Below are 26330 nucleotides of genomic sequence, written 5' to 3'. Positions count from 1 at the left end.
GAATGAAATCCATTCCCCTGGAGAAGAACATGAGCATGACATCCCGAAATCACAAGCGCCACCGCGGTCTGCGTCAGAAGCGCCTGGCAGCCATCCTGCTGGGGAGCATGGTCATGTTCTCCACCACGTCGGTTTCGGCCGGTGGTTACCCTGTCTTCGACCTCAGTAATCTCATGCAGGCACTGAAGGACTTTGCCCAAGGGAAGGCGCAAATGAAGGCTGACGGGCTGGAGTACGCGGCTCAGGTAACTCGGTGGAGAAGGACGTTCCAGGAGTACCAAAATGCGCTTGTCCAGATCCAGGGCATGATCAACAACTTCGGCTTGCCGCCAGGCGCCACATTGGAGCGGGTTCCAGACGACTATATGGTCGCCGACCTCTGCCGTACGTCGGCGGGCTTCAGCGCTGGCAGCCTGCTGAAGAAGTTTGTGCTGGATACCTCCGGTGATCTCTACGCGCAGCAGCAGCAGCTGTGCGTCAACATCCAGATGATGGAAAACCGGAAGCGCAACGAGACGGTGGATTTCATCGAGAAGACCATTCCCAGCATCAACGCGTCGTTGTCTGAGATCATGGGCTGGCGAGGCGGCGCCGATGGCAATCTTGCGGGAACTCTTTCGGCCGTGAACAGTGACTCCCTGCGTACGGCAAACGATATTTCCAAGCTGCAGCAGGAGTGGGAGGCGCGCATGCGGTCCTACGACGCCTATCAGGAGTCAATGATGGCCAATCAGCGCGTGCTGGCGCGCGTGGCATTGAAGGGCAAGCCGGGCGTCATCTCGCAGCTGGTCAAGACGGCCGCATTGGAACGCGCTTTGCACGTCGACTGACGCCGCTTGGGGCAGGTGCATAGGCACCCGCTCCACGAGGTTGTCCGGTAGGGATACATCAAGGGATTGCGGAAATGATCAGGTCGATTGCCAATTTTGATTTCAATGGCGGATTCCAGGATTTGATGGGGCACGTTGCACGTGTCCAATCGATCGGGGATTTCGTGTTCTTCAAGTTCATCTTCGACTTCCTGCGAAGCAAGATAAACAAGTTCGGCATCGACATGATGGGGGAAATGATGCAGTGGGTCGGCGGCATCGCCCTCACGCTCATGACCCTGTGGGTGCTGGTGCAGGGCTTCCGCATCGTGACCGGCCGCAGCCGGGACTCAATGATGGTGCTGGTGACCAATATGGCGCGTGCGGCGTTGATCGTCAGCGCGGCCACCACGATGGGCGCTTTCGGCACCAACCTTCAGAGCTTCCTCACCCACGACGTCAAGGCAGAAATCACGAAGGTCGTGACAGGCTCGAACGAGTCACCCGAAGCTCAGATCGACAAGAGCCTGGCATGGATGCAGGTGGCGCTTTCCAGTATCGACGCCATCCAGATCATGAATGACGGGGAGCTGCTGGAGGACAAGAAGCGGGCACTGTTCTTCATCGGCATGGGCACCGCAGGTCCAGCCATCACCGCTGGTGCGATGCTGATGCTGTATGAAATCGCCATGGCGCTGTTCATCGGCTTTGGCCCCCTGTTCATCCTCTGCCTGTTGTTCGACCAGACCAAGCAGTTGTTCCAACGTTGGCTGTTCTACGGCATTGGCACGATGTTCTCCATGGCCGTACTTGCAGCGATGGTTTCCATCGCACTGGACATGGTGGTACGTGTGGCGGCCACTTTCTGGACCACAGCGCTGGTGCAGGAATTCATCCTCAAGGAAAGCATGTCCGACGGCATGACCAGCCAGGCAATGCAGCAGGGAGGCATGGGCCTGATCCTCACCGCGTTGATCCTGACTACACCCCCAATGGCAGCGATGTTCTTCCAGGGTACCCTGGGCACCTTCATGGCATATTCGCAGATAGGCGGTGGTGCAAGTGCCTCGCCGAGTGCCGATGGTCGTCCGCCGGGCATGTCGGCTCCGCCGCCGGCGGCTCCGGAGTCGTCTTCTGGCTCAAACTCCCATGGTCAGCAGTCGGCGATGGGGAAGATGTTTGATGGAACCGGAGGCCCGGGTTCAGCGGTTCCCGGTCAGCGTGGTGCGGCAAATCCGAGTCATGGAAACTAGAGATTCAGTTGATGAACGTAAGCGCCTCTCTAAAGCATCTGTGCTTGTCCCTGATCCTACTGGGCTCTGTGCACGTCAGTTCGGCGTTCGCTGAAGGGCGCTGCCCTCCGGGTCAGTACCCGATTGGCGACCAAGGCGTTGGTGGCTGCGCACCCATACCCGGCGCGGCTCAGAGCGCCCCGCAGGAGAATCCCGGGTACTGGGTCAAGACATGGGGTGCTGTCGCCAGCTCGCCTGGAGGAGATGCAGGTTCGGCCACTGGGCATCAGGCCAAGGCTTCGGCAGAGCGCCAAGCGGTCGAGCGATGCCGGCAGGGCGGAGCTACCGACTGCACAGTCGTTTTTACCTACTACAACCAGTGCTATGCGGTTGTCCGGGCTGCACGACCGGACAATGGCATGAGATTCAACACCGGGGCGACGAAAGAACAGGCGCAGGAGCGGGCAATCAAGGACTGCAAGGATTTGGGAAGTCAGGCTTGCTCCGTTTTCCATTCTGACTGTACCAAGCCGTTCTTCCAGCAAGACTGATCGGTTGTGACATCACACGGAGATTCAAGGCAATGGCCGACTTCAAATCTCTGCGTGGTGATTCAGCTTTCGTGATTTCTGCTCTGCTGTTCGCTGCATTACTTGTTGCCAGCAACGCCAGTGCCGAGGGCCGATGCCCGTCCGGCCAGTACCCCATCGGCGATCAAGGGGTTGGTGGGTGCGCCCCGATTCCTGGGGCAGGGGTAACTGCCCGCGAACCCGGGCCTGCGGGTCAGTGGCATAAGACGTGGGGGGCAATTGCGTCGTCCGACGCGACCGCAGATGCCGGTGTTGCGACGGGCCGGCCGAGCAAGGAGAACGCGGAGCAGTTTGCTCTGGCAGACTACGGTAGGCGCGGTGCTTCCGATTGCCGAGTCATCTACACGTATAGAAACCAGTGCGTTGCATGGTAGGTTCCCAATAGCCAGGGCGGGGCTTCCCGCGCCGGTTTTGCCAGCGCCAAGGACTCCGCCGAAGCGCGGAAGTTTGCCCAGCAGTCGTGCGTCGACACCGATGGAAAGGCGTGTCAGGTTGCATACGAGGACTGTACGAAGCCGGTCTATGAGTCATTCTGACCCGTTGATTGGATTGTCGGACTGGTAGTCAGCGCAACTCGCGATGGCGGCGGAAAGCTTCATGTGTTTGGGCGCAGCTCCGTTTGTTCTCTTGGCTCCAGCATCGACAGTGGGCAACGATCGTCCGCTCAGGTCATCCCACCCCTCACAATGGGCAGCAAAGGAATGGGTCTCCCCATGAAACGAATCCACCTCGCTTTTCTCCCGTGCCTGCTGATTGCAGGCCTGCTGCCGTTCACCGCGCTTGCCGAAGGCAATTGCCCGCAGGGCATGTATCCCATCGGTGGCCAGGGTGTACAGGGCTGTGCGCCCATTCCGGTGAGCAGCTCAGGCTCCCCGTACAACAATCGCCCCAACTGGGCGCAGACCGTGCGTGGCGTGGCGATGGATGCCCGCGGCGACACCTTCATCAGCAACTCGATGCGCTCGCGGGGCAAGGCCAAGCGTGCATCCATGAAGGAGTGCAAGGAGTTCGGGAAAGGCGAATGTACGTTGGCGACCCTGTTCCAGGCGCAATGCGTGGCGGTCGCCCACGCGGGCCTGGGCACTGAAACCACCAGCGTCGCCACCGCCATGTCCGAACAGGGAGCGGTCATTGTCGCGATGCAGCAATGCAACGCGAAGGCGGCATGGAAGCAGCTGCCGCAGGGACAATGCGGGATCGCCAGAACGGCCTGCACGGCGGATCTGTTCATCAGGTAAGGCGCCATTCACGCTAAGCCCCGTTTTCTGTGATCAATTCCGCTTTTCGATTTCCTCGCACTTCGACGCGGCAGAACGCCTCGCGGTAAGCTCCCCACGCGTCATGAAAATGACGCGCCAGTGCCGCCGAATGCAGGGGTTCTTCCGTCCAATGAGGACGCTGTCAGCCCCTGCGTCGGGTGACGCTCGCCATCATCGCGGTCTTGCCGTACGCAAGGCTATGATTCCTGTCCGCGCAGGCGCGGATAAGCCGGAACGCGTTCCGGCTGGGCAGGGAGGCGGGTATCGGCATGACCACATTGAAGGAGTGGGAGGGGATGGAAGACAGGGTTGGCGCGCACATGGACGATGCCCTGGCATTTGTTCCGTCCGGTGCGAACCTGCTGGAAGCCGTAAGGGGCGAACTCAACGGCGATGGCATCGAGTATCAGCTGCTGGTCATCGACCAGCCGACGCCGGAAGGGCTGGTGCCCGGCCAGCACGGGCCAAACCGGGTGCTGCTGTTGCTGCGCGGTGATGGGCGCGGGCGCTGGCAGCTGGCCGCGCGCAACGACAAGCTGGTGCCGTGTTCCACCCGAGGTGGCCTGGCCGGCGACCCTTTTGCGTATGCAATGGTCGAGAAGGGCACCTTCAGCGTGATCACCAACGGCGGTAGCCGCGAGCGCTGGAGCAGCACCTACCGGTTCCGCTATGCGCCCGCGGACAAGGCCTGCTGGGTTGACGGGGTGAGACGCAAGGTCGTGGATATCGAGACCGAAGCGACCAACATCCGGGATTACTCGGCGGCGGAGCTGGGCAGGGTGAGGTTCGAGGACTTCGACCCATCCAGTGTTGCCGAGGTGTCGCTTCCATGAGCCAAGCTCCAACCGGCGGAAGGGAATCCGCGCTGATGAAGATTCAGGAGTTGCACTGTGTCGACCGATAGAGAGTCGCAGCTGTTGCGACAGGCGACCAAAGCCGGCATCGACTCCCCGCTTGAACTGGCCAATTTCATGGCCCAGGCAGGGCACGAGTCGCGCGGCTTGAGCCGGCTCAACGAGAGCTTCAACTTCACCCGGGGAATCTCGCAGATCCCGGTGGAGGCTGCGTGGCGCAATGGCAACGCCGCGTTGGAGAGCGCCCGCCAGGAAGCGCTGCGTGGTCGCCCGGGAAACCTGGCCGAGCTGATGTACGGCGGGCGCATGGGCAACGACGCGCCTGGTGACGCGCTGAAGTACCACGGCCGCGGCTATCTGCCATTGGTCGGCAAGGAGAATTATGAGCGTGCCGGCAAGGCGCTGGATCTGGACCTGGTGAATCACCCGGAGCTGGCAGCGCAGCCCGAGCACGCAGACCGAATTGCCGTATGGCAGTGGCAGACACGGGTGCCGGAGGGGGCGCGCCATGATGTGCGCGAAGCAACTTATGCGCTCAACGGCGCGCTCAATGGCATCGAGGCGCGCCGGCAACGATTTGAGGTCTGGCAGCAGAAGTTGACGCCGGACGTGATGGCGCGACTGGATCGCGGCGAAGTCGGTGCGCCGGCGCAGACCGTTGCACGCGACATGTCGCATGCCGGTGAGCCCGGCAACGCATTGTTCGAGGATGCGCGCCGGCACCTGCAGCAGATGGGGCCACAAAGTGGACTGCGCAGTGCACAGGAGCTCGACAATACCGCTGGCGCATTGGCGCTGAGGGCGCAGAAGGCCGGCCTGTCGCGCATCGATCATCTGCTGGCGGGCAACGACGGCCGTACGCTGTTTGCAGTGCAGGGCGCGCTGGGTGATCCGGCCATGCTGCGTGCGTCTGTTGACCGGGAGCAGGCCTCCCAGCAGCCACTGGCGCAGAGCAGCCAGCAGTTGGCGGCCAGCGTTGCGCAGCAGGATCCGACGGCCGCGCTCGCCCGCGAGCAGGAGCAGCGTTCTCGATCCCTGTAGCACTTGGTGCCGGCGGGCAGGGTGCCCGCCGTTGTTTTGCGTACGACGCGTGGCGCCCTGTGGCGCCGACATGGAAACCCACCCGTAAGGACACCACATGCGAATCGTTCCCTTGAATGCCCTGCAGGCCGCTGCCCGCTGCAATGCATCCGCGCGCCGCCTGCCGCCGCTCTGGCTGCTGTCACTTGGACTTGCCGCAGCCTCGGCACAGGCTCAGGAGACAGCGCCGCCCGTCGCGGAAACGCACGCCACGGCACAGGCGATCGCTGATGCGCCTGCAGGGACGGCACCGCCTGCCACCGTCGAGCGAACCGTTCCGGCGGTAGCACCCGCACCGCCCGCATTGGCCATCGTGCCATTGCCGCCCGAGCGGGCGACCGAGCGGGCGCTCGGTGCGCGCTGCCCGGTGGATCTGGCCGGGCGACTGGCGACCCAGGGCGACCTGCTGACCGGCGCCTGCCAGGGCACCATGCCGGCGCATCTGGCCGCTCTGCTGGTCGCGCTGCCCGAGCAGGACATCCACCTGCCGCGCAACTGGCGCGAGCGAGAGGTACAGCAGAAGGCCTGGTTCAAGGCGGTGCCTGGGTACGGCCAGCGACCGGACTTCATCGTGCGGATGGGCGACGTCTGGGTGCGCTCGCTGGAAGGGCGCGACGCCGACAGCACGTTCTACCTGGTGTCCGCGCCGTTCACCTGTAGCGACCAGGTCGCCAACCGCGATGACTACAGCGCGGAGCCGGTACGTGTGCCAGCGGGTAGCTGCCGCGAGGCCTATGTGGGCCAGCGTGTGTACCAGGTGCGTGGCGATGCGCCGCCGAGGGATGTTACCGCCGAAGCGATGCCGGCCATGCCACAGGTGACCGAGGCGGATCGCGCACGCCAGCTGGCGCGTGGGGGCAGGATCACGCTGGATCACAGCAAGCTGCAGTTCGGGCCGGCCATGCGTTGGTTCGTGCAGTATCCGGAGACGGTGCCGAAGGGTGGGACGCGTGCGTTCAGTGACTGGAACCGCGAGCATCTCGCCTTCGTGGTCTGGACCGGCGATCGCTTCGAGTTGCGCGACAAGGTCCCGCGCAGCCAGTGGCCGTGTGATCCGGTCGCGCCGGGCGATCGCGCCTGCGGCGGCTTCCCGGATTCCGGGCCGGATCTGTTCGTGACCGCCAGTGCATCTGTGCCGGTCGCGGCCACCAGCCCCTGAGTCACGGTGCTGAGGCGGGAGCCGGAATGACCGGCTCCCGCGCTGTCCATCAGGCCTGCAGGCTGCGGGTCTGATGCTGCTGCTGTTCCAGCTGTTGGTCGCGCTCCAGCGCAAGGCGCTGGCCTGCAGCCTGCTGGTCGATGCGCTGGCTGCTCTGTTCCAGCGGCGTGTTCATCGCCACTGCCGTATCCACCGACACGCGAAGGTGGGCGGGATCACCGCCCTGGCCCTGCACGGCGAAGCTGCGCGAGGCATCGGCGTTCATCACCAATTCGTCGATGCGCTTGCCGCCTGCAGCGTGCATCTCCGCCGCCAGGCTGCCCGCCAGCTGCGTACTCATCACGTCCGGCACGCGGCCAACGCGCACGTCATGTGCGTGCACGCCGCGGATCGCGTCGTTGAACAGCGGGTTGCCCAGGTGGTTGGCATCGTCCATGCGCAGCATGCTGGTGTGATGGCCGTTCTTCTCCGCCTCGCGACGGGCCGGCTCACCGGGTTGCAGCGGGCCACGGATGTGGTCGTACAGATCGATGGCGCCGCCCGGGATGCCGCGTGCAGCGCGGGTGACGCCGCGACGCAGTGACTCGACGTCGTCGCGATACTCCTCGATCATCTTGGCGTTGTCTTTCGCCAGCTTCTGCGTTTCCGGGTGCTTCAGTACCGAGCCTTCGTTGAGGAAGTTGCCCAGCTTGTGCGCACCGAACGAGCTGGTGGCCGCGATGATCGGGCGGTCCGGAATCAGATCACGCAGGGCGTGATTGCTGAAGCCGTTTGCCGCGAGCGTCTTGATCTCGTCGGGCTTGGCATAGATGCGTACCTGGCCGAAATGCGGTGACACGGCGCTGACCGGATCGGAGGCCATGACGTGGTTGATCATGGTGTTGCCGCCTTCCGGAATGCGATAGCTGAGGCTGACCGCGCCGTAGGCATTGAAGGTCTCGCCCTTGACGTTGAAGTGGTGCGAGGTGATCTGGGCAAGAGCGCCGCCGAGGGAGTGACCGGTGACGGTGACCTGGGGCGCGGGCACACCGTTCAAGCGGGATTGAAGCGCAGCGCCTTCGAGCGTCCTCTGTGTCAAAGCAATCGCGTCAGGCGCCTGTACGTTGGTGCGCGCAACCACCATGCCGCCGTCGGTCAGAATCGCATCGCGAGCGATCTGCTCGGTGCCACGATGCGCAATGACGATCTCTTTGGTGTCTACGCGCTGATAGACGGTGCCCTGATAGCCGTTGAGACGATTGTTGACATGCTCAAGTATCTTGTACTCATGGCCGTTTAACGTGACTTTTTCTTCTTGGCCGGGTTCACGTCGGCCGACGGCCCGATCCTTGTAGGCGTCATTGGATAACGCGGCGTAGTCATGAGAGGTGATGGTCACGGCGCGACCTCACTTGCGGAGAGGGTGATCGTAAACAGCTTGTCCTGCAGATCAGCGGCGTAGTTGCTGCGATCGGGCTCGCCACTGGCTGGGAAGTTGGGAACGCGATCTGCCTTCGGATAGACCAGATCCGGATAGTAGAGCGTATGGGCGCCACCTTCGGTCAGCGGCTTGGCGTCGACGAAGGTGAGGAAGCGGGTCTCTTCTTCGGCACCCGTCGCCTTCAGCATTGCCCCGGCACCGGTGAACTCCCACTTGCAGACGCCACGACCGTAGTAGTCCTCATCCAGCATGCGGTCCACATATAGCGTGCCGCGGTACTCGCCCTCAGCGACCTTGCGCAGCTCCACCGGTTCCTGGCTGGTGATACGCGCGGCGGTACCGGTGGCCGGCTCGATGTGGCCGCACTGGTCTTCGTTGGTGACGTCGTACTGCGCTACGCCCTTGACCAGTGCGAAGTCGCCGGGTGCATCCTTCAGGCGCAATACCAGTTCATAGGCCTTGCGCGGGGTGGGGTTGAGCTTGGCGAGGCCGCGCCCGCCCTGGGCGACATCGGCTTCAGCAGCGGCACGTTCCTGGTTCATGGCGGTCTCCGGGTTGCAGGCGGTCAATAGAAGCAGAGCAAGGCACGGAATCATCTTGTGGCGCAATGTCGGCCTCCTTGGGGGTAGGGGTTGTTGAACTGGCAGCTCATGGCACGAGCTTCTGCACAGTGGTGGTGGTTGAGAACAGCGCGTCGCGCAGATCTTCGCTGTACCCCGACGGATCTTCCTCGCCACTGGTGCCAAAGTTGGCGACAGTGTCGGCGCGCGGATAGATAAGGTTTGGGTAATAAAGCGTAAGAGGTGAGTCGCTCTCCATGCGCTCCTTGTCGACGAACGTAAGGAATCGCGTATCCGCCTCGCCGGTCGTAGCGCGCAACATCGCACCGACACCCGTCAACGTCCAATGGCAGACGCCACGCCCGTAGTAATCCTCGTCCTGCATGCGGTCGAGGTAGAACGTACCGCGGTATTCGTTCTCGTCGACCTTGTGTAGTTCCACCAACTCCTGGCTGGTGATACGGCTGGCGGTACCGGTCGCCCACAGGACCCGGCCGCAGTCCCTGTGGTTGCTGACGTCGTACTGGGCAACGCCCTCGACCACCGCGAAGGGACCGGGGGCATCCTTCAGGGTCCGTACCAGCTCGTAGCCCTGCTGCGGTGACGGGTTGAGCTTGGCCAGGCCGCGTCCACCTGCGGCAACGTCACGCTCTGCGTCCGCGTAAGGCGAGCAGGCCGTCAGCGCCATCAAGAGGCCCATCGGTACCAGGTGGCGTCCATCGCGTGTCGGCGTGGCTACATCCATGGCCGCATCCTGCATCGTGCGTCCGTGTCCATATATCCTTCCCTGGTGACAGGTTTATCGATTATGGAGTGTTCTGGAAACCTGGCGCCAGCTACGGCAAGGTGTCGGTGACGGAATTTTGACGCATTCAGCGTTCGGCAGCGTCGCCGAATCGATTGCGGCACAGGCGATTCGGGGTTGACCAGGCGATTGCGCTTCGCGTTCGACATTTCGCCGCCAATTTGTGAAAACGGTCGCCTATTCACGCGACTCTCACGCAAGCGAGCATTACGCCATGAACTACACCATCCGTGCCGAAGCCATTGATGATCACGCCACCCTCCATGCGCTCACCGAGGCCGCATTCCGGAACGCTGCGCACAGCAGCCATACCGAGCAGTTCATCGTCGACGCCCTGCGCGCGCGCGGGGAGCTGAGCGTTTCGCTGGTGGCCGAGATGGACGGGAAGGTGATCGGCCATGTGGCGGTGTCGCCGGTGACGATCAGCGATGGCAGCACGGGCTGGTTTGGCCTGGGGCCGATTTCGGTATTGCCCGCCTGGCAGGGGCAGGGCATCGGTGCGGCCCTGATGCATGCCGCACTTGAAGCACTGCGTCAGCAGGGCGCACATGGCTGTGTATTGCTGGGCGAGCCCGCCTATTACGGTCGCTTCGGCTTCTGTGCCGAGCCGGGCCTGGTGCTGCCGGGTGTGCCGCCGGAGTACTTCCAGGCACTTTGCCTGCAGCCTCCGTTGGCACAGGGCGAAGTGCAGTACTCACCGGCCTTCGAGGCGACGGCCTGATCCGGGCCTGGCACGTTTCTGCTCAGGGCGCGCGCCAGACGGTCGGTTCGGGTTGCGGCTTCGGAATGCGGTAACCGCCGATGTGTTCAAGCAGTTCATTGGTACGGCGCTGCTCGACCAGTACTTCACGCAGCAGGTTGCGCACGGCGAAGATGGCGAACGGCACCAGGATCCAGACCAGGCTGATGCCCAGCGCAAACAGGGTCAACAGGGCTTTTGCACCATCCATGCGGCATTCCTTGGTCGAAAGCAGCCACGCTAGCACGTGGCTGCTGCCGACGGATGTCAGCCGTTGTGCCGAAGGTGGATCAGCGGATACGGACGGCCTTGCGAATCCAGCGGTGAACGTCCGGTTTCGACGAAGCCCATGCGCAGGTAGAAGCCGACGGCCTGTGCGTTCTGTTCGTTGACGTCAGTACTCAGCTGCGGATGCTGGGCCAGTGCGTGCTGCAGCAGTTGCCGGCCGATGCCGGTGCCACGTACGTCCGGATCGATGAAGAGCGCTTCCATGTGCGTGCCATCGATCAGCATGAAGCCCAGCGGCCGATCCTGCGCATCGACAGCAACGGTCATCGGCGCCTGCGGCAGGAAACCGGCGACTTCGGCATCGATGGCCTGGCGGTCTTCTGCACTGAGGAAGTCGTGGGTGGCGTCGACGGCGCGGCGCCAGAGGTCGACAAGAGCGGCGCCGTCGTCGGCGCGGGAGGGGCGGAGGGTGGTCATGGGTTCGCCAAGGTGCTTGCAAAGAGTGCGTAGTATGGCGCGTCCCGATCCAGCGCGCAGATGTGGATTCATCCGGCGTTGCGATGGCGGATGAAGGGGCTGTAGGCAGTGGCCTCCGCGCGCAGCACAACGCCGTCCTCGAAATCGCTGCTGTCGTTGAAGGGCACGGTGGTCCACTGCGGCCATTGCGCCAGGCGTTCGCGGTAGTGGTGGGTTGCTGCAGCCAGTGCCTCGTCGTGGGCCTGCATGCGCTCCGGTGCCAGCCCGGAACGCACGCCGTGCACCACGTGCGGTTCCATCACGTCGAAGCCGACGTAGCGCAGGCTGTACATCAAGGGCCACAGCAGCAACCGGGTATCTCCCTCGCGGCCGTCGACTGCGCAGGCCCGTGCCGATGAGCCGGTGGTGACGCTCAGCAACGCACGCTTGCCGCGCATCGCTCCGTGCTCGTGACGCAGGCGGCTGTTGTACATCGGCCCGTACACCAGTACGCGATCCAGCCAGCCCTTCAGGATGGCCGGCGCCGCGAACCACCACAGCGGGAACTGCAGGATCAGCAGGTCTGCGGCCCGCAGCAGTTTCAGGTGACGTTGCACATCGACGGGCAGCTGGCCCTGCTCGGCGCTGTGCCGCTGTTCGCGTTGGGCGTCGAAGTGGCCGGGATGCAGGCGATGCGGATGGTGGTCAGCCGCTTCCAGCGGATCGAAGCCCTCCGCATACAGGTCGACCACGTCCACCTGCAGCGCGTCATGCCGCAGTTGCTCGGCGGCCTGAGCGGCCAGATGTGCATTGAAGGAGCGGGGCTCGGGGTGGGCAAGCAGGATCAGGGCACGCATGGGGCGAGGTGTTCGAGGAGTGTGCGACCATCCTCGCGGTGCCGGCATGCGCCGGCAATTACGCACCTTGAGGTAACCATGGCCTTTCCCGGGGATGTCTATGCCGCCGACTGTTCGGCACGCGATGCGCTTGCGCTGATTTCAGGCAAGTGGGTGATGCTGCTGCTGCCGGCATTGGCGCAGGGCCCGCTTCGCAACGGCGCGTTGCTGCGGAAGATCGAAGGCATCTCGCAGAAGGTGCTGACCCAGACCCTGCGCCAGCTGGAGCGCAATGGGCTGGTCGAGCGGTGTGACCGGGGCAGCAAACCACTGCATGTGGAGTACCGCCTGACCGAGGTCGCGCGCGGCCTGGTCGAGACGCTGTCCGCCCTGGATCGCTGGGCCGAGCACAACTTCCCGGCGCTCGATGCGGCCCGCGAGCGCTTCGACGCGCGCTAGCGGCGCCTGCACGGCCCCGGGCGTACAATGCGCCCCCGGCGGCCATCCTGGCCCAGTTGAAAAGCGAGAACCGCCATGACCGATGTCCTGGGTGTACCGGTGCACGACGCCGATGAACACTGGATGCGCCATGCACTGGCCCTGGCCGAGCGCGCGCAGCGTGAGTTCGACGAGATTCCGGTCGGGGCGGTGCTGGTGGGCGCCGACGGCCAGCTGCTGGGCGAGGGCTGGAACCTCAACATCGCCTCGCACGACCCCAGCGCGCATGCCGAGATCGTGGCCATGCGGGCCGGTGGAAAGCTGCTCGCCAACCATCGCCTGCTTGGCAGCACGCTGTACGTGACCTTGGAGCCGTGCGCGATGTGCGCGATGGCGATCGTGCATGCGCGCGTTTCGCGCCTGGTCTACGGCGCCAGCGACCCCAAGACCGGTGCGTGCGGCAGCGTGTTCGACCTGCTCGGCGATGCCCGCCACAACCACCGGGTCGAGATCCACGGCGGGGTGCTGGCCAAGGAAGCCAGTACGCGCCTGACCAATTATTTCCGCGCCAAGCGTGGCAAGCCGCCGCTGCTGCTGGAAGACCACGTCGGCGAGGGCTGAGGGGCGAACGGGTATGATGGGCGCCTCTTTCCTTCACCGGTAGGCCGCGCGCCTGCCCAGCAACGAGGCGACACAATGGCGGACACCGGCGCGGCCAACGAACGACTGATCTGGATCGACCTGGAAATGACCGGGTTGGACACCGACAACGATTCGATCATCGAGATCGCCACCGTGGTCACCGACGCCCAGCTGAACGTACTGGCCGAAGGTCCGGAATTCGCCATCCATCATCCGCTGGAAACGCTGGAGGCGATGGACGAGTGGAACCGCAACCAGCATCGTCGTTCGGGCCTGTGGCAGCGCGTGGTGGACAGCACCACCACCCTCGGCCAGGCCGAGGCGCAGACGGTGAACTTCCTGGCGCAGTGGATCCCGGCCGGCCTTTCGCCGATGTGCGGCAACTCGATCTGCCAGGATCGCCGCTTCCTGCACCGCCAGATGCCGCGCCTGGAGAAGTACTTCCATTACCGCAACCTGGACGTGTCCACGGTGAAGGAGCTGGCCAAGCGCTGGGCGCCGAGCGTGGCCGCCGGCGTCGGCAAGAACAGCAACCACACCGCGCTGAGCGACGTGCACGACTCGATCGCCGAGCTGCGCCATTACCGCCAGTTCATGGGCGCGCTGTCGGGCTTGCCCACGGCCTGAACAACAACGCCGGGCAAGGCCCGGCGCGACCGGGTGACACGCGAACTGGTAGTGCCGGCCGCTGGCCGGCAAGGCGTCGGGGCCGAACCCCTTTCCCGCGGCAAGGGCTCCGACCCCTCTGTCGTGCCTCGCGACGAACCGTTCAACTCCCTGGCGCTAAGATCGGCGCCATGAACGAGCCCATCCTGCTCCCCCGCGACATCGCCCACGACGCCCGCGACTGGTCCGACCTGCAGCGGGCGGTGGCCCTGCTGGAAGCGCCGACCCTCACCGCGCGCATGGCCAATCTGGTCGGCACGCCGCTGGAGTTCGCGGTGAAGGCGCTGCCCAGCTCGGTCTCCAACCGCATCCACGGTGCGGTGCAGGCGGCGTTGACCAAGTCGGCGCAGGCGGCGCTGTGGAGCATGGACAACACACCCGGCAAGGGGGCGTCCACCCGCTGGCACAAGCTGGCGGCAGCCACCTCGGGGGCGGTCGGCGGGGCCTTCGGCTTTGCCGCCTTGTTTATCGAACTGCCGGTGTCGACCACCATCATGATGCGCGCCGTGGCCGACGTGGCCCGCAGCGAGGGCTTCGACCTGTCCGAGTTCAGCACCCGGCAGGCGTGCCTGGAGGTGTTCGCGCTCGGTGGCAACTCGCCGCGCGACGACGCCAGCGAGACCGGCTACTACCTGGCCCGCGGCTTCACCACCGACGTGATGCGGCATCTTTCGGCCGAACTGGCTGGGCGTGTGGTGACCGGCCGCGACCTGACCCTGGGCGTGGCACCGAAAGAAGCTGGAAAGCTGCTGGCGAAGATGGTGGAAAAGGTGGCGGCGCGCTTCGGCGTGGTGGTCACTGAGAAATTCGCCGCACAGGCGGTGCCGATCGTCGGTGCTGCCGCCGGTGCAACACTGAATACCATGTTCACCGACTACTACCAGGACATGGCGCGCGGGCACTTCATCGTGCGCCGGCTCGAGCTGAAGTACGGGGAAGATGTGGTGCGCGCCTGCTATGACCGCGTGGCGCATGGCGCGGTGAAGATCGAGCCAAGGCTGGAGTAGAGCCACGCCATGCGTGGATGAGCCCTCGTGGCGGGTGATCCTTGCCTCGAGGGAACAATTGTTTTGCCAGTGCATGCCTGTTGCCTGGCAGCCGGCATCCCCATCCTTTGCGGCACTCCCCCCGCAAGAGATTGCCGCCATGATGTTCACCCCCCACCGCCTGGGTGCGTTGACGCTGCCCAACCGCATCGTGATGCCGCCGATGACCCGCTCGCGCGCCGCCGATGGCAACGTCGCCACCGCGGAAATGGCCGCCTACTATGCGCAACGCGCCAGCGCCGGCCTGATCGTCAGCGAAGGTACCCAGATCAGCCAGCAGGGCCAGGGCTATGCCTGGACCCCGGGCATCCACAGCGCCGAGCAGGTGCAGGGCTGGCGGCAGGTGACCGATGCGGTGCACGCCGCCGGTGGCCGCATCTACGCCCAGCTGTGGCACGTCGGCCGTGTCTCGCATGTGGCCCTGCAGCCCGATGGCGCGGCGCCGGTGTCTTCCTCGGCATTGCTCGCCGAAGGCGTGAAAGTGTTCGTCGACCCGACTGGGGCGGGTCCCGAAGCCGGTGTGGGCGAGATGATCCAGCACTCGATGCCGCGCGCGCTGCGCGAGGACGAGATTCCCGGCATCGTCGCCGATTACGCGCAGGCCGCGCGCAATGCGCTGGCCGCGGGATTTGATGGTGTGGAACTGCACGGCGCCAACGGCTACCTGATCAACCAGTTCATCGATTCGCAGGCCAACCAGCGCACCGATGCCTACGGCGGCTCACTGCAGAATCGCCTGCGCTTCCTGCGCGAGGTGGTGCAGGCGGTGGTCGAGGTTGCCGGTGGCGAGCGTGTGGGCGTGCGCCTGGCGCCGCTGACCACGCTGCAGGGGGCGGTGGACGATACGCCGCAGGCGACCTATCTGGCTGCCGCACACCTGCTCGGTGAGATGGGGGTGGGCTACCTGCACATTGCCGAGGCCGACTGGGACGATGCACCGCCGATGCCGGTGGCGTTCAAGCAGGCGCTGCGCATGGTCTACCCGGGCACGCTGATCTACGCCGGCAAGTACACCGCCGAGCGCGCCAACCCGGATCTGCCCGAGCGCCTGCGTACGGGTGCGGCGCTGAATCTTCCGGATCGCGCCACGTTCTTTGGCGGTGGTGCGGAGGGTTTCACTGATTACCCGGCGCTGGAAGAGAGCGTCGCTGCCTGATTCTGGAGGCTGCCGGCCAGCGGCCGGCACTACCAGGGTGCGCGGGGTAGTGCCGGCCGCTGGCCGGCATTTCAGTCAGGCGGCGAGGGGTAGTGCCGGCCGCTGGCCGGCATTCCACTGCCGGATCACGGCTTGTCGCGCACCAGCGCGTCGGCCTGAACCACGCCGCCATCCTTGCCATGCAGGTACAGGTGCATGTCCTGCTGCGGGTACGGGATGTTGATGCCGGCCTTGTCATAGCCCAGCTTCAGCTGCTCCAGCAGCGTGACCTTGGTGCCGAACCAGTCGGCCGACTTCACGTAGCAGCGGATGCCGAGGTTGATGGCGTGTGCGCCCAGCTCGTAGACCACCACGTCCGGTGCGGGGGTCTGCAGCACGCGCGGGTCGGCCTTCATCAGCGCCAGCGCGGTGTCGCGTGCCAGCTGGATGTTGTCCTCGTAGCCGATGCCGATCACCAGTTCGACGCGGCGTGTCGGCTCCGCGGTGAGGTTGATGATCGGCGCGGCGGTGATCAGCGTGTTCGGAATGGTGGTGTGCTGGTTGTCAGCGCCGGTTAGCACGGTCTGGAAGATGCGCACTTCGCGCACGGTGCCGGTCTGGCCGGCCACCGTGACCACATCGCCCACGCGGAACGGTCGCAGCGTCACCAGCATCACGCCCGAGGCGATGTTGGACAGCGAATCCTTCAATGCCAGACCGACCGCCAGGCCAGCGGTGCCGAGCACGGCCAGCAGCGGGGTGATCTGCACGCCCAGAGTCCCAATGGCCAGCACCACCACGATCACCAGTGAGGCGGCATACACCACGTTGCGCAGGAAGCTGCCCAGCATCGGGTCCACACCCATGCGCGCAGTGGCGCGCGGCATTGCATTGGACAAGCGACGTGCCACCCACAGGCCCACCAGCAGCACCACGATCGCGGCCAGCAACGGCACGCCGTAGGTTTCCAGCAGGCGTTCCCAGTCGAGCGAGTGGAACCAGGGCGTTGCGGCGGGGGCGGCGGGTGCTGCTGCGGCGATCATGCGGAAGTCCTTTGCTGAGAAACGGTGTCTGCGTGGGGCAGGGCGTGCGTGCACGCCAGAAACACGAAGCCCCGCAGAGGCGGGGCTTGCGTGCAGCAGCAGTATCGGCCGACGCCGATGAACACGACGTCAGCCTATGGCCATCACGGCATCAGCCGTTGGCCTTCAGCTTGGCCAGGCGCAGCCAGGTATCGACCACGGTGTCCGGGTTCAGCGACACCGACTCGATGCCTTCCTGCATCAGCCATTCGGCCAGATCCGGGTGATCGGACGGACCCTGGCCGCAGATGCCAACGTACTTGCCCTTGGCACGTGCTGCCTTGATCGCCATCGACAGCAGCTTCTTCACTGCCGGGTTCCGCTCGTCGAACAGGTGCGCAACGATCGAAGAGTCGCGGTCCAGGCCCAGGCTCAGCTGGGTCAGGTCGTTGGAGCCGATCGAGAAGCCGTCGAAGATCTCCAGGAACTCATCGGCGAGCAGTGCGTTGGACGGCACTTCGCACATCATGATGATCTTCAGGCCGTTCTCGCCCTGCTTCAGGCCGTTCTGTTCCAGCACCTCGACGACCTTGCGGCCTTCTTCCAGGGTGCGCACGAACGGAATCATGACCCACAGGTTGTCCAGGCCCATTTCGTTGCGCACGCGCAGCACGGCCTTGCACTCCAGCGCGAAGGCGGCCGAGAAGCTCGGGTCGACGTAACGGCTGGCGCCGCGGAAGCCGATCATCGGGTTCTCTTCGTGCGGCTCGTAGTTGCTGCCGCCGATCAGGTTGGCGTACTCGTTGGACTTGAAGTCCGACAGGCGCACGATCACCGGGTTCGGTGCAACCGAGGCGGTGAGGGTGGCGATGCCTTCGGCCAGGCGGTCGACGTAGAAGCTGACCGGATCACCGTAGCCGGCGATCTTCTCATCGATCTTCTTCTTGGTCGCCGCGTCCTGGCGGTCGTATTCCAGCAGTGCGTTCGGGTGGATGCCGATGTGGCTGGCGATGATCATTTCCAGGCGGGCCAGGCCGATGCCGGCGTTCGGCAGCTGGGCGAAGTCGAAGGCGCGTTCCGGGTTGGCCACGTTCATCATGATCTTCAGCGGTGCCGGCGGCATGTTGCCCAGATCGGTGGTGGTGCGCTCGAAGCCGAGCTTGCCTTCGTAGATGAAGCCGGTATCGCCTTCAGCGCAGCTGACGGTGACCAGCTGGCCATCTTCAATGACCTTGGTGGCGTTGCCCGAACCGACCACGGCGGGCACGCCCAGCTCGCGCGCGATGATCGCGGCGTGGCAGGTGCGGCCACCACGGTTGGTGACGATGGCCGAAGCGCGCTTCATCACCGGTTCCCAGTCCGGGTCGGTCATGTCGGCGATCAGCACGTCGCCCGGCTGCACGCGATTCATGTCGTCCAGCGTCTTGACCACGCGGGCCACGCCCGAACCGATCTTGGCGCCGACGGCGCGGCCTTCGGCCAGCACGTTGCCGCCCTTTTCGGTCAGCGCGAAGCGCTCGATCTGGGTGGCGTGGCTGCGCGACTTCACCGTTTCCGGGCGCGCCTGCACGATGAACAGCTTGCCGCTGACACCGTCCTTGGCCCACTCGATGTCCATCGGGCGGCCGTAGTGCTTTTCGATGACCAGCGCCTGCTTGGACAGTTCCTGCACGTCCTCGTCGCTGATCGAGAAGGTGTTGCGCAGTTCGACCGGAGTGTCCTCGATCCTGACGCGCTCACCCGGGACATCCGAATACACCATGCGGATCGCCTTGCTGCCGAGCGAGCGGCGCAGGATCGCCGGCTTGCCGGCCTGCAGGGTGGGCTTGTAGACGTAGTACTCGTCCGGATTGACCGCACCCTGCACGACCATTTCGCCCAGGCCGAACGAAGAGGTGACGAACACCACGTCGCGGAAGCCGGACTCGGTGTCCAGGGTGAACAGCACGCCGGAGGAACCGACGCCCGAACGCACCATCAGCTGCACGCCGGCGGACAGGAACACGTCCTCATGCTTGAAGCCGTGGTGGACGCGGTAGGCGATGGCACGGTCGTTGTACAGCGAGGCGAACACTTCCTTGACCTTGTGCACGACATCGTCGGCACCGGTGACGTTGAGGAAGGTCTCCTGCTGGCCGGCGAAGGAGGCATCCGGCAGGTCCTCGGCGGTGGCCGACGAACGCACGGCCACCGCCACGTCGCCGCCGCCGTTTTCGGCGCTCAGCTTGGCGTAGGCGGTGCGGATGTCCTGGTCCAGCTGCGGCTGCAGCGGCGCATCGATCACCCAGCTGCGGATTTCCTTGCCGGCGGCGGTCAGCGCGTTGACGTCCTCGACGTCCAGCGTGGCCAGCTTGTCGAAGATGCGCTTGGACAGGTCGTTGTGCGCGATGAAGTCCTTGAAGGCTTCAGCGGTGGTGGCATAACCGCCCGGCACCGAAACGCCCAGACCGGCCAGGTTGCCGATCATCTCGCCCAGGGACGAATTCTTGCCGCCTACGCGGGCCAGATCGGCCAGACGCAGTTCGTGCAACCACAGGATGTTCTCGTTCAAGCGCGATGCTCCGTTTGGCCATCGCCCGAGGCGGGCTGAGTGGCCGCGTCCGTAGGAAGAAGCCGATATGATGCCGGGCAGACCACTGTCGGCACAAGCTTGTGCTGGCGGCCTTTTTAAGCTTCGTAGGGGGTAAAAGCGCGCATGTCGACCATCCGCCCGGTGTTCTACGTTTCCGATGGAACCGGTATCACCGCTGAAACCATTGGGCATAGCCTGCTCACCCAGTTCTCCGGGTTCAGCTTCATTACCGACCGCATGTCGTTTGTCGACGACCCCGAAAAAGCGCGTGAAGCCTGTGCCCGGATCCAGGCGGCCGGGGAGCGGTACCAGGTCCGGCCGATCGTGGTGAACTCCTGCGTGGACCAGAGCCTGAGCCTGATCCTGGCCGACAGCGGGGCGCTGATGCTGGATGTGTTCGCGCCGTTCATCGAGCCGCTGGAGCGTGAACTGGCCAGCCCGCGCCTGGCCCGGGTCGGCCAGGCCCACGGCATGGTCGACTTCGACACCTACCACCGCCGCATCAACGCGATGAACTTCGCCCTGACCCACGATGACGGTATCGCGGTGAACTACGACGATGCCGACGTGATCCTGGTGGCGGTGTCGCGCGCCGGCAAGACGCCGACCTGCATCTACCTGGCCCTGCATTACGGCGTGCGTGCGGCCAACTATCCGCTGACCGACGAGGACCTGGAAAGCGATCGCCTGCCGCCACGCCTGCGCAACTACCGGCGCAAGCTGTTCGGCCTGACCATCGACCCGGACCGCCTGCAGCAGATCCGCCAGGAGCGCCGCCCGAACTCGCGCTACGCCAACCTGGAGACCTGCAAGCGCGAGGTGGCCGCGGCCGAGGTGATGTTCCAGATGGAGCGGATCCCGACGCTGAGCACCACGCATACCTCGATCGAGGAGATTTCCAGCAAGGTGCTGGCCACGCTGGGGCTGCAGCGCGAGTTGTATTGATTCCGGTAGAGCCGGTAGAGCCGGCCGCTGGCCGGCTGATCGATGGACCCTCGGCCGCGATACTGCGCTGCCGGCCAGCGGCCGGCACTACCTCAGGGCTTGGCTTGCGCATGTACGCCCCCACGTTGAAGCACCAACGTGTAGGATCGACCCATGGCCCGAGCCTTGCCCCGTACCGAACGCATTCCCCGCCTGAGCCGGTTGAGCTGGCTCATGGGCCTGTACGCGGAGAACTATCGCCATCTGGTGCGCCTGTTCGAACCGGCCGGACTGGCGGCGGGCAGCTACATTTCCTCGATCGGCGACGGCCTGGATGTCCGCCTGGACGTGATCGAGTGCCACCGCTACACGGTGGAGCTGCGGCTGACCTACTACCTGGCCGACCCGGTCACCGGCGAGCCTGATCCGTCGGCCTACGTCCGCCTGTACCGTGATGCGCGCCAGGCCGAGACCACCCATTGCTACGTCGGCCGCCGCTGGCAGGACACCATGGGCCTGTACCCGCCGCCGGCGGAACTGATCAGCCACCGCATGCGGATGAACACCTTCCTCGGCAAGTGGCTGGAATACCTCGCCGAGCGCGGCCACGGCGTGGCCACCCTGCGCCGCGATCCTGATGGCGCCACTGCGGCTGCCGAACGCCGCCTGTCGCTGGTGCGCTGATCGGCCATAATCCACGGCTGACCTGCCGCTGGATGCTGCCCATGCCGTACACCCCGATCGTCGCCACCCTGGGCTACGTGCTGTCGCCCGATCGTCGCCAGGTGCTGATGATCCACCGCAACACCCGGCCCGGTGACCACCACCTGGGCAAGTACAACGGGCTGGGCGGCAAGATCGAAGCGGACGAGGACGTGGCCGCCAGCATGCGCCGCGAGATCCAGGAAGAGGCCGGCATCGACTGCACGGAAATGCGCCTGCGCGGCACCATCAGCTGGCCGGGTTTCGGCAAGCACGGCGAGGACTGGCTGGGCTTCGTGTTCGTCATCGACAGTTTCGAAGGCACCCCGCACGGCGGCAACCATGAAGGCACGCTGGAGTGGGTGGACCTGGACAAGCTTGATGCGCTGCCGATGTGGGAGGGCGACCGCAACTTCCTGCCACTGGTGTTCGACGCCGACCCGCGCCCGTTCCACGGCGTGATGCCGTACCAGGACGGCCGCATGGTCAGCTGGTCCTACAGCCGGCTGTAACCCGGCGAATCGGGAGGGGGGCGATCTTTCGAGTGGGGATCAACCTTCCAGGTGGGTGCCAACCTTGGTTGGCACGCTCTTCCGGTTGATTAATATCCGGGCAATATTGACGAACGAAAATTACCCGGGCAATATTCGCGCATCACCTCCGATGCCATTGCCATGCCTGCGTCCCGACTCCCTCCCTTCAGTTGTTTCGACGGCCACCGCCTGGTCGCTTCCGGTACCCCGGAAGTGGCCGCGCTGGCCCTCAAGCAGCTGCGCGCCGACAACGCTGCCGGACCCTTGCTGGTGTTCGACAACGCTACCGGCCGCACCCGTGATTTCGATACGCGCGGCAGTGACGCAGAACTGCTGGCGCGGGTCGTCGAAGCCTTTCCCGCCGCCGTCGAGGCGGATGCCGACGTTACTGCCGAAGAGGCGCCGGCAACTCCGCGTGGCCGCGGCCGCCCCAAGCTGGGCGTGGTCGCACGCGAAGTGACCCTGCTGCCGCGCCACTGGGCGTGGCTGGCCGAGCAGCCCGGCGGGGCCTCGGTAGTGCTGCGCAAGCTGGTGGAGGCGGCCAGCCGTGCTGGTGCCGACAAGGACCGGCAGCGCCGCCACAGCGAGCGTGCCTATCACTTCCTGCAGACCATCGCCGGAGACCTGCCGGGTTTCGAGGAGGCCATCCGTGTCCTGTTCGCGCACGACCGGGCGGGCCTGGAAATGGCGTTGCGCAGCTGGCCCGAGGATGTGCGCAATCACGCCCTGCGCCTGGCCTTCGATGATTCTTCGGACCACGCAGACGGCTGAGCCACTGCGCCGTTGCTGAGCGGCGGCGCCATCTGATCGCGGGCCACGGCCGCCCGCTCCCCTTTGCTTGCTTTGCTGGCGGAAACGCCGGGCAGGGCAGCGCCTTGCCCAGAGAACCCCATGGACACCCCCACGCATCCCATCCCCCCGGTCGCGCCGCCCCTCTGGCGCACCTATCTGACCCTGCTGCTGCCGATGCTGCTGACCAACGCATTGCAGCTGGCCGCAGGCACGCTGGACAACATTTACCTCGGCCATCTGCTGGGTACGCAGGCGGTGGCCGCCGCCGCAGCGTTCTTTCCTGTCTTCTTCCTGCTGCTGGCCCTGGTAATGGGTCTGGCGACCGGTGCGATGGTGCTGATCGGCCAAGCCTGGGGCGCGGGCCGGCCGCAACAGGCTCGCGCGGTGGCCGGCAGTGCGGTGGCACTGATTCTGCTGTTGTCAGTGCTGGTGATGGCGGTGGGCGGCGGTTTCGCGCCACAGCTGCTGGCGGCACTGGGCACGCCAGCGCCGATCCTCGGCGAATCCATCGTCTACGCGCGCGTGCTGTTGCTGGCTGCACCTGCATTCTTCCTGCTGTGGCTGGCCACCGCCGTGAGTCGCGCGGTGGGCGATGCGAAGACGCCCCTGCAGGCGCTGCTGTTGGCCACCCTGATCGGCCTGCTGTGCACGCCGCTGCTGATTCTGGGATGGGCCGGCCTGCCATGGCTGGGCGCGGCCAGTGCGGCAGTCTCGGCGGCGCTCGCCTCGCTGCTGGCCCTGGCCTGGCTGACGTGGCGGTGGCAGCGGATGGGGCACCCGTTGGCCCCGGGGCATGAGCTGCTGCAAGCCATCCGCTTTGATGGAGCGCTGATCCGTTCGATGCTGCGCATCGGCATACCGTCTTCGTTGCAGATGCTCAGCCTGGCCATTGCCGAAATCGTGCTGCTGGGCTGGATCAACCGCTATGGCTACACGGCCACGGCCGCCTACGGTGCGGTCAATCAGTTGATGAGCTGGGTGCAGCTGCCGGCAATGTCCCTAGGGATCACTGCCACCATCCTCGCCGCGCATGCGATGGGAGCGGGGCGTACGGCACGGCTGCCTGCCATCGCCCGCACCGGGGTGATGCTGGGTCTTGCGATGCTGACAGTCGTGGTGCTGCTGGTGATGGCGCTGGCGCCGTGGCTGACTGGTTTGATCCTGGCGGCCGCAGAGCCGCGCGAACTGGCCACGCAGCAGTTGCGCACGGTGGTGTGGGGCGTGCTGGCGATGGGAGGCAGTGCGGTGCTGGTCGGAGTGATGCGCGGCAGCGGCACGGTGCTGTTGCCGGCATTGCTGGGCATGGCTGCCGTGTTGCTGCTGGAGCTGCCGTTGGCGATGTGGCTGCAGTCCCGGCACGGTCTGGCCGGGCTGTGGTGGGCATGGCCGCTGGGGTTGCTGGCCATGCTGGTGATGCAGGTGTTCTGTTTCGCGCACTGGCGGCGCCGCGTGCAGGCTGGGTAGTGCCGGCCGCTGGCCGGCAATCCGCAATGGCCGGAGCAGCCGGCCAGCGGCCGGCTCTACCACTCGGTCGGATCGCATCCGCCGCGGATGCAGGTGTTCTGTTTTGCTCGCTGGCGGCAGGTGCAGGTTGGGTAGTGCCGGCCGCTGGCCGGCAATCCGCAATGGACGGAGCAGCCGGCCAGCGGCCGGCTCTACCACTCGGTCGGATCGCATCCGCCGCGGATGCAGGTGTTCTGCTTTGTTCGCTGGCGGCAGGTGCAGGTTGGGTGGTGCCGGCCGCTGGCCGGCAATCCGCAATGGACGGAGCAGCCGGCCAGCGGCCGGCTCTACCACTCGGTCGGATCGCATCCGGCGCGGATGCAGGTGTTCTGTTTTGCTCGTTGGCGGCCGAGTGCAGGCCGGGTAGTGCCGGCCGCTGGCCGGCAATCCGCAATGGCCGGGGCAGCCGGCCAGCGGCCGGCGCTACCACTCGGACGGATCGCATCCGGCGCGGATGCAGGTGTTCTGTTTTGCTCGCTGGCGGCCGGGTGCAGGCAGGGCAGTGCCGGCCGTTGGCCGGCAATCCGCAATGGCCGGAGCAGCCGGCCAGCGGCCGGCTCTACCACTCGGACGGATCGCATCCGCCGCGGATGCAGGTGTTCTGTTTTGCTCGCTGGCGGCCGGGTGCAGGCCGGGTAGTGCCGGCCGCTGGCCGGCAATCCGCAATGGCCGGAGCAGCCGGCCAGCGGCCGGCGCTACCACTTCAGTGCCGCTGTGCCAGCAGCAGGTGGAAGTGTTTTTCGCGCGCCTGGCCATCATTGCCGGTCGCGGTTTCCCGGTGGCTGCGCCAGGCCGAGACGCGGAAGCCCGATACCCGCAGCGCCAGCTCCACCGTGTCCAGCTCATGCAGCTGGAAGTCGGCGGCGAATGGCAGGCTGCGCATGAAGCTGGCATCGCCGAAGGCCAGGCACAGGCGGCCGCCCCGGCGCAGCACCCGCGCCAGTTCGTCCAGCACCGGGGCCAGGTTCGGCCAGAAGTACAGGGTGTTGACCGCCAGCGCGGCATCCATCGCGGCATCGGCGACCGGCAGTGCATGGGCGTCGCCGTGTCGCATCGCCGCACGTTCGGCCACCCCGGCGTCGGCCAGCCGCTGGTTGCCGGCCTCGACCATGGCCGTGGACAGCTCGATGCCCAGATAGTGGCTGCCGGTGGCCTGCAGCATCAGTGGCGCGAAGGCCGCATTGCCCGGGCCGACCTCCAGGACCCGTTCGCCGGCACCGACGGCCAGCAGCCCGATTGCGGCCAGGTTGAGTGCGCCGTTGCTGTGGTTCATCGAGTCGGCCACCGCCAGCGCGGCCTCGCCGTGGGGCTGCCGCAGCTGTGCGGCCAGGGTGGGAGCATCCAGCATCATCATCGTCCGTTGCAGAGTTTCGGACGTGGCGGCGGCGGGTCCGCCGGTGACCATAGCGCCGACCCTGTGGCTTGGGAAGTAGGGAAACCCCGCTTCCGGGTGATGAGGAAATGTCCAGCGTCGCAGTCGGTGAGATCTGGTTGTCCACAGGGGGTGTGGATTACGCGTGGGCAACTTTGTGGATAAGCCGCGACAGGCGCCACCCCCCTAGGCTGTCAAGATGGGTGGCGAAAAATTCACCGCTGGTGAGGGCAGGTGAGGGAGCGGTGAAGGCGGGTCCTGCCAGTGCTGTCGCCAGCGGCGGCGCTCGCGGTAACCTGTGGGCCTTGATGCTCCGTGAGACCCCATGAAACGTCACTTCTCGATGCTGCGCGAATTCCAGCTGGCCGACTGGTTCACCCTGGCCAATGCTTTCTGCGGCACCGGTGCGGTCTTTGCCGCGATGCGCTTCCTGCAGGACGGCGAGCGTGGCTACCTGCTGTTCGGCATGGCGCTGATCCCGCTGGCCTTCATCTTCGACGCGCTCGACGGGCGCATCGCGCGCTGGCGCAAGTCCAGTTCCACCCTGGGCCGCGAGCTGGACTCGCTGTCGGACGTGATCTCCTTCGGCGTGGCGCCGGCGGCGCTGGCCTATGCCTGCGGCATGCAGGGCGGCTGGGACTGGCTGGTGCTGAGCTACTTCGTCTGCTGCGGCGTCAGCCGCCTGGCGCGCTACAACGTCACCGCCGAGGCGCTGGCCGGTGACGAGGGCAAGGTCACGTATTTCGAGGGCACCCCGATCCCGACCAGCCTGGTGCTGGTGATCGTACTGGCGATTGCCGCCGGTACCGATGCCATCGGCCAGGACCTCTGGTTCGGCCAGTGGCAGATCGGCCCGTGGCAGCTGCACCCGATGGTGCTGTTGTTCGCCCTGTCCGGGTCGCTGATGATCAGCAAGACCCTGCGTATCCCCAAGCCATGAGCCAGCCCTGCGGAGG

The 26330-nt window shown here is 65.5% G+C and carries 29 protein-coding genes; 20 read left to right on the top strand and 9 right to left on the bottom strand.

Translation table 11 applies throughout. From position 1 onward, the window contains the following. Positions 1–2: 2 nt before the first annotated feature. From CKW06_RS14865 to CKW06_RS14830, 8 genes are all read left to right on the top strand, one after another. The gene (locus tag CKW06_RS14865) at positions 3–830 is read left to right on the top strand and encodes a hypothetical protein (protein ID WP_024958425.1); all 828 of its coding nucleotides are present in this window, start codon (positions 3–5) and stop codon (positions 828–830) included. Between the two features lie 74 nt (positions 831–904). Next, complete coding sequence (locus CKW06_RS14860) at positions 905–2062, top strand: TrbL/VirB6 family protein (protein WP_012480636.1); 1158 nt, start codon at positions 905–907, stop codon at positions 2060–2062. A gap of 11 nt (positions 2063–2073) precedes the next feature. Beyond that, entirely contained in the window at positions 2074–2592 is a 519-nt protein-coding gene (locus tag CKW06_RS14855) for a DUF4189 domain-containing protein (protein ID WP_043034651.1), read from the top strand. 32 nt (positions 2593–2624) lie between these two features. Further along, positions 2625–3005, top strand: coding sequence for a DUF4189 domain-containing protein (locus tag CKW06_RS24220; RefSeq protein ID WP_077684470.1), 381 nt, complete (start codon positions 2625–2627; stop codon positions 3003–3005). A gap of 339 nt (positions 3006–3344) precedes the next feature. Then, positions 3345–3869 carry a DUF4189 domain-containing protein gene (locus CKW06_RS14845; RefSeq protein ID WP_005410115.1) on the top strand — a complete coding sequence of 175 codons (525 nt, stop codon included), beginning with the start codon at positions 3345–3347 and terminating at the stop codon, positions 3867–3869. A 317-nt stretch (positions 3870–4186) separates the two neighbouring features. Next, on the top strand, positions 4187–4723 hold the full coding sequence (locus CKW06_RS14840; RefSeq protein WP_005410114.1) for a hypothetical protein: 537 nt from the start codon (positions 4187–4189) through the stop codon (positions 4721–4723). Positions 4724–4780: 57 nt separating this feature from the next. Then, positions 4781–5785, top strand: a complete 1005-nt coding sequence (locus CKW06_RS14835) for an XVIPCD domain-containing protein (RefSeq protein ID WP_005410113.1) — start codon at positions 4781–4783, stop codon at positions 5783–5785. A 97-nt stretch (positions 5786–5882) separates the two neighbouring features. Further along, positions 5883–6983: a hypothetical protein gene (locus CKW06_RS14830; protein ID WP_024958428.1), complete on the top strand. Its 1101-nt coding sequence runs from the start codon at positions 5883–5885 to the stop codon at positions 6981–6983. A 49-nt stretch (positions 6984–7032) separates the two neighbouring features. Here CKW06_RS14830 and CKW06_RS14825 read toward each other — a convergent pair whose 3' ends face one another. The 3 genes from CKW06_RS14825 to CKW06_RS14815 are packed head-to-tail and all read right to left on the bottom strand — an operon-like array spanning position 7033 to position 9708. Continuing rightward, the gene (locus CKW06_RS14825; protein WP_024958429.1) at positions 7033–8361 is read right to left on the bottom strand and encodes an XVIPCD domain-containing protein; all 1329 of its coding nucleotides are present in this window, start codon (positions 8359–8361) and stop codon (positions 7033–7035) included. Then, positions 8358–9011 carry a hypothetical protein gene (locus tag CKW06_RS14820; RefSeq protein WP_012480629.1) on the bottom strand — a complete coding sequence of 218 codons (654 nt, stop codon included), beginning with the start codon at positions 9009–9011 and terminating at the stop codon, positions 8358–8360. The genes CKW06_RS14825 and CKW06_RS14820 overlap by 4 nt, the downstream gene beginning before the upstream one ends. Before the next feature lie 40 nt (positions 9012–9051). Then, on the bottom strand, positions 9052–9708 hold the full coding sequence (locus CKW06_RS14815) for a hypothetical protein (protein ID WP_024958430.1): 657 nt from the start codon (positions 9706–9708) through the stop codon (positions 9052–9054). A 274-nt stretch (positions 9709–9982) separates the two neighbouring features. On the opposite strand from CKW06_RS14815, the gene CKW06_RS14810 reads away from it, so the two are divergent. Next, the gene (locus CKW06_RS14810; protein WP_024958431.1) at positions 9983–10489 is read left to right on the top strand and encodes a GNAT family N-acetyltransferase; all 507 of its coding nucleotides are present in this window, start codon (positions 9983–9985) and stop codon (positions 10487–10489) included. Between the two features lie 22 nt (positions 10490–10511). Here CKW06_RS14810 and CKW06_RS14805 read toward each other — a convergent pair whose 3' ends face one another. From CKW06_RS14805 to CKW06_RS14795, 3 genes are all read right to left on the bottom strand, one after another. Beyond that, on the bottom strand, positions 10512–10718 hold the full coding sequence (locus CKW06_RS14805; protein WP_005410107.1) for a hypothetical protein: 207 nt from the start codon (positions 10716–10718) through the stop codon (positions 10512–10514). A gap of 56 nt (positions 10719–10774) precedes the next feature. Continuing rightward, positions 10775–11212, bottom strand: coding sequence for an acetyltransferase (locus CKW06_RS14800; protein ID WP_005410106.1), 438 nt, complete (start codon positions 11210–11212; stop codon positions 10775–10777). Between the two features lie 68 nt (positions 11213–11280). Then, on the bottom strand, positions 11281–12048 hold the full coding sequence (locus CKW06_RS14795; RefSeq protein ID WP_024958432.1) for an NAD(P)H-dependent oxidoreductase: 768 nt from the start codon (positions 12046–12048) through the stop codon (positions 11281–11283). 78 nt (positions 12049–12126) lie between these two features. Here CKW06_RS14795 and CKW06_RS14790 point away from each other — a divergent pair, with 78 nt between their 5' ends. The 5 genes from CKW06_RS14790 to CKW06_RS14770 all read left to right on the top strand — a co-directional run bounded on the left by CKW06_RS14790 (position 12127) and on the right by CKW06_RS14770 (position 15975). Beyond that, on the top strand, positions 12127–12486 hold the full coding sequence (locus CKW06_RS14790; protein WP_005410104.1) for a winged helix-turn-helix transcriptional regulator: 360 nt from the start codon (positions 12127–12129) through the stop codon (positions 12484–12486). 75 nt (positions 12487–12561) lie between these two features. Further along, positions 12562–13086 (top strand): tRNA adenosine(34) deaminase TadA, encoded by a 525-nt coding sequence (tadA, locus tag CKW06_RS14785; protein WP_005410103.1) that lies wholly within the window; start codon positions 12562–12564, stop codon positions 13084–13086. Positions 13087–13161: 75 nt separating this feature from the next. Beyond that, positions 13162–13734, top strand: coding sequence for an oligoribonuclease (orn, locus tag CKW06_RS14780; protein WP_005413827.1), 573 nt, complete (start codon positions 13162–13164; stop codon positions 13732–13734). 170 nt (positions 13735–13904) lie between these two features. Beyond that, on the top strand, positions 13905–14780 hold the full coding sequence (locus CKW06_RS14775; protein ID WP_024958433.1) for an EcsC family protein: 876 nt from the start codon (positions 13905–13907) through the stop codon (positions 14778–14780). Positions 14781–14919: 139 nt separating this feature from the next. Beyond that, the gene (locus CKW06_RS14770) at positions 14920–15975 is read left to right on the top strand and encodes an alkene reductase (RefSeq protein ID WP_024958434.1); all 1056 of its coding nucleotides are present in this window, start codon (positions 14920–14922) and stop codon (positions 15973–15975) included. A 125-nt stretch (positions 15976–16100) separates the two neighbouring features. On the opposite strand, the gene CKW06_RS14765 is transcribed toward CKW06_RS14770, so the two are convergent. Both CKW06_RS14765 and ppsA read right to left on the bottom strand, forming a co-directional pair. After that, positions 16101–16997: a mechanosensitive ion channel family protein gene (locus CKW06_RS14765; RefSeq protein ID WP_024958435.1), complete on the bottom strand. Its 897-nt coding sequence runs from the start codon at positions 16995–16997 to the stop codon at positions 16101–16103. Between the two features lie 151 nt (positions 16998–17148). Continuing rightward, positions 17149–19527, bottom strand: coding sequence for a phosphoenolpyruvate synthase (ppsA, locus tag CKW06_RS14760; RefSeq protein WP_024958436.1), 2379 nt, complete (start codon positions 19525–19527; stop codon positions 17149–17151). A 144-nt stretch (positions 19528–19671) separates the two neighbouring features. Here ppsA and ppsR point away from each other — a divergent pair, with 144 nt between their 5' ends. The 5 genes from ppsR (at position 19672) to CKW06_RS14735 (ending at position 23963) form a co-directional block, all read left to right on the top strand. Continuing rightward, positions 19672–20493 carry a posphoenolpyruvate synthetase regulatory kinase/phosphorylase PpsR gene (gene ppsR / locus CKW06_RS14755; RefSeq protein WP_005410097.1) on the top strand — a complete coding sequence of 274 codons (822 nt, stop codon included), beginning with the start codon at positions 19672–19674 and terminating at the stop codon, positions 20491–20493. A gap of 153 nt (positions 20494–20646) precedes the next feature. Further along, a complete protein-coding gene (locus CKW06_RS14750; RefSeq protein WP_024958437.1) occupies positions 20647–21156 on the top strand; it encodes a DUF1249 domain-containing protein in 510 nt (169 codons plus the stop codon). Between the two features lie 41 nt (positions 21157–21197). Next, entirely contained in the window at positions 21198–21686 is a 489-nt protein-coding gene (locus CKW06_RS14745; protein ID WP_024958438.1) for an NUDIX hydrolase, read from the top strand. A gap of 162 nt (positions 21687–21848) precedes the next feature. Beyond that, complete coding sequence (locus CKW06_RS14740; protein ID WP_038646182.1) at positions 21849–22478, top strand: DUF2239 family protein; 630 nt, start codon at positions 21849–21851, stop codon at positions 22476–22478. Between the two features lie 120 nt (positions 22479–22598). After that, complete coding sequence (locus CKW06_RS14735; RefSeq protein WP_038646184.1) at positions 22599–23963, top strand: MATE family efflux transporter; 1365 nt, start codon at positions 22599–22601, stop codon at positions 23961–23963. A gap of 742 nt (positions 23964–24705) precedes the next feature. Here CKW06_RS14735 and CKW06_RS14730 read toward each other — a convergent pair. Continuing rightward, positions 24706–25356 (bottom strand): class I SAM-dependent methyltransferase, encoded by a 651-nt coding sequence (locus tag CKW06_RS14730; RefSeq protein ID WP_024958669.1) that lies wholly within the window; start codon positions 25354–25356, stop codon positions 24706–24708. Between the two features lie 343 nt (positions 25357–25699). Between CKW06_RS14730 and CKW06_RS14725 the strand changes: the two genes are divergently transcribed. Further along, the gene (locus CKW06_RS14725; RefSeq protein ID WP_005410091.1) at positions 25700–26314 is read left to right on the top strand and encodes a CDP-alcohol phosphatidyltransferase family protein; all 615 of its coding nucleotides are present in this window, start codon (positions 25700–25702) and stop codon (positions 26312–26314) included. Positions 26315–26330: the final 16 nt, after the last annotated feature.

It is taken from the genome of Stenotrophomonas maltophilia, assembly GCF_900186865.1.
Lineage (GTDB): Bacteria > Pseudomonadota > Gammaproteobacteria > Xanthomonadales > Xanthomonadaceae > Stenotrophomonas > Stenotrophomonas maltophilia.
This window is presented reverse-complemented; position numbering and strand designations above follow the sequence as displayed.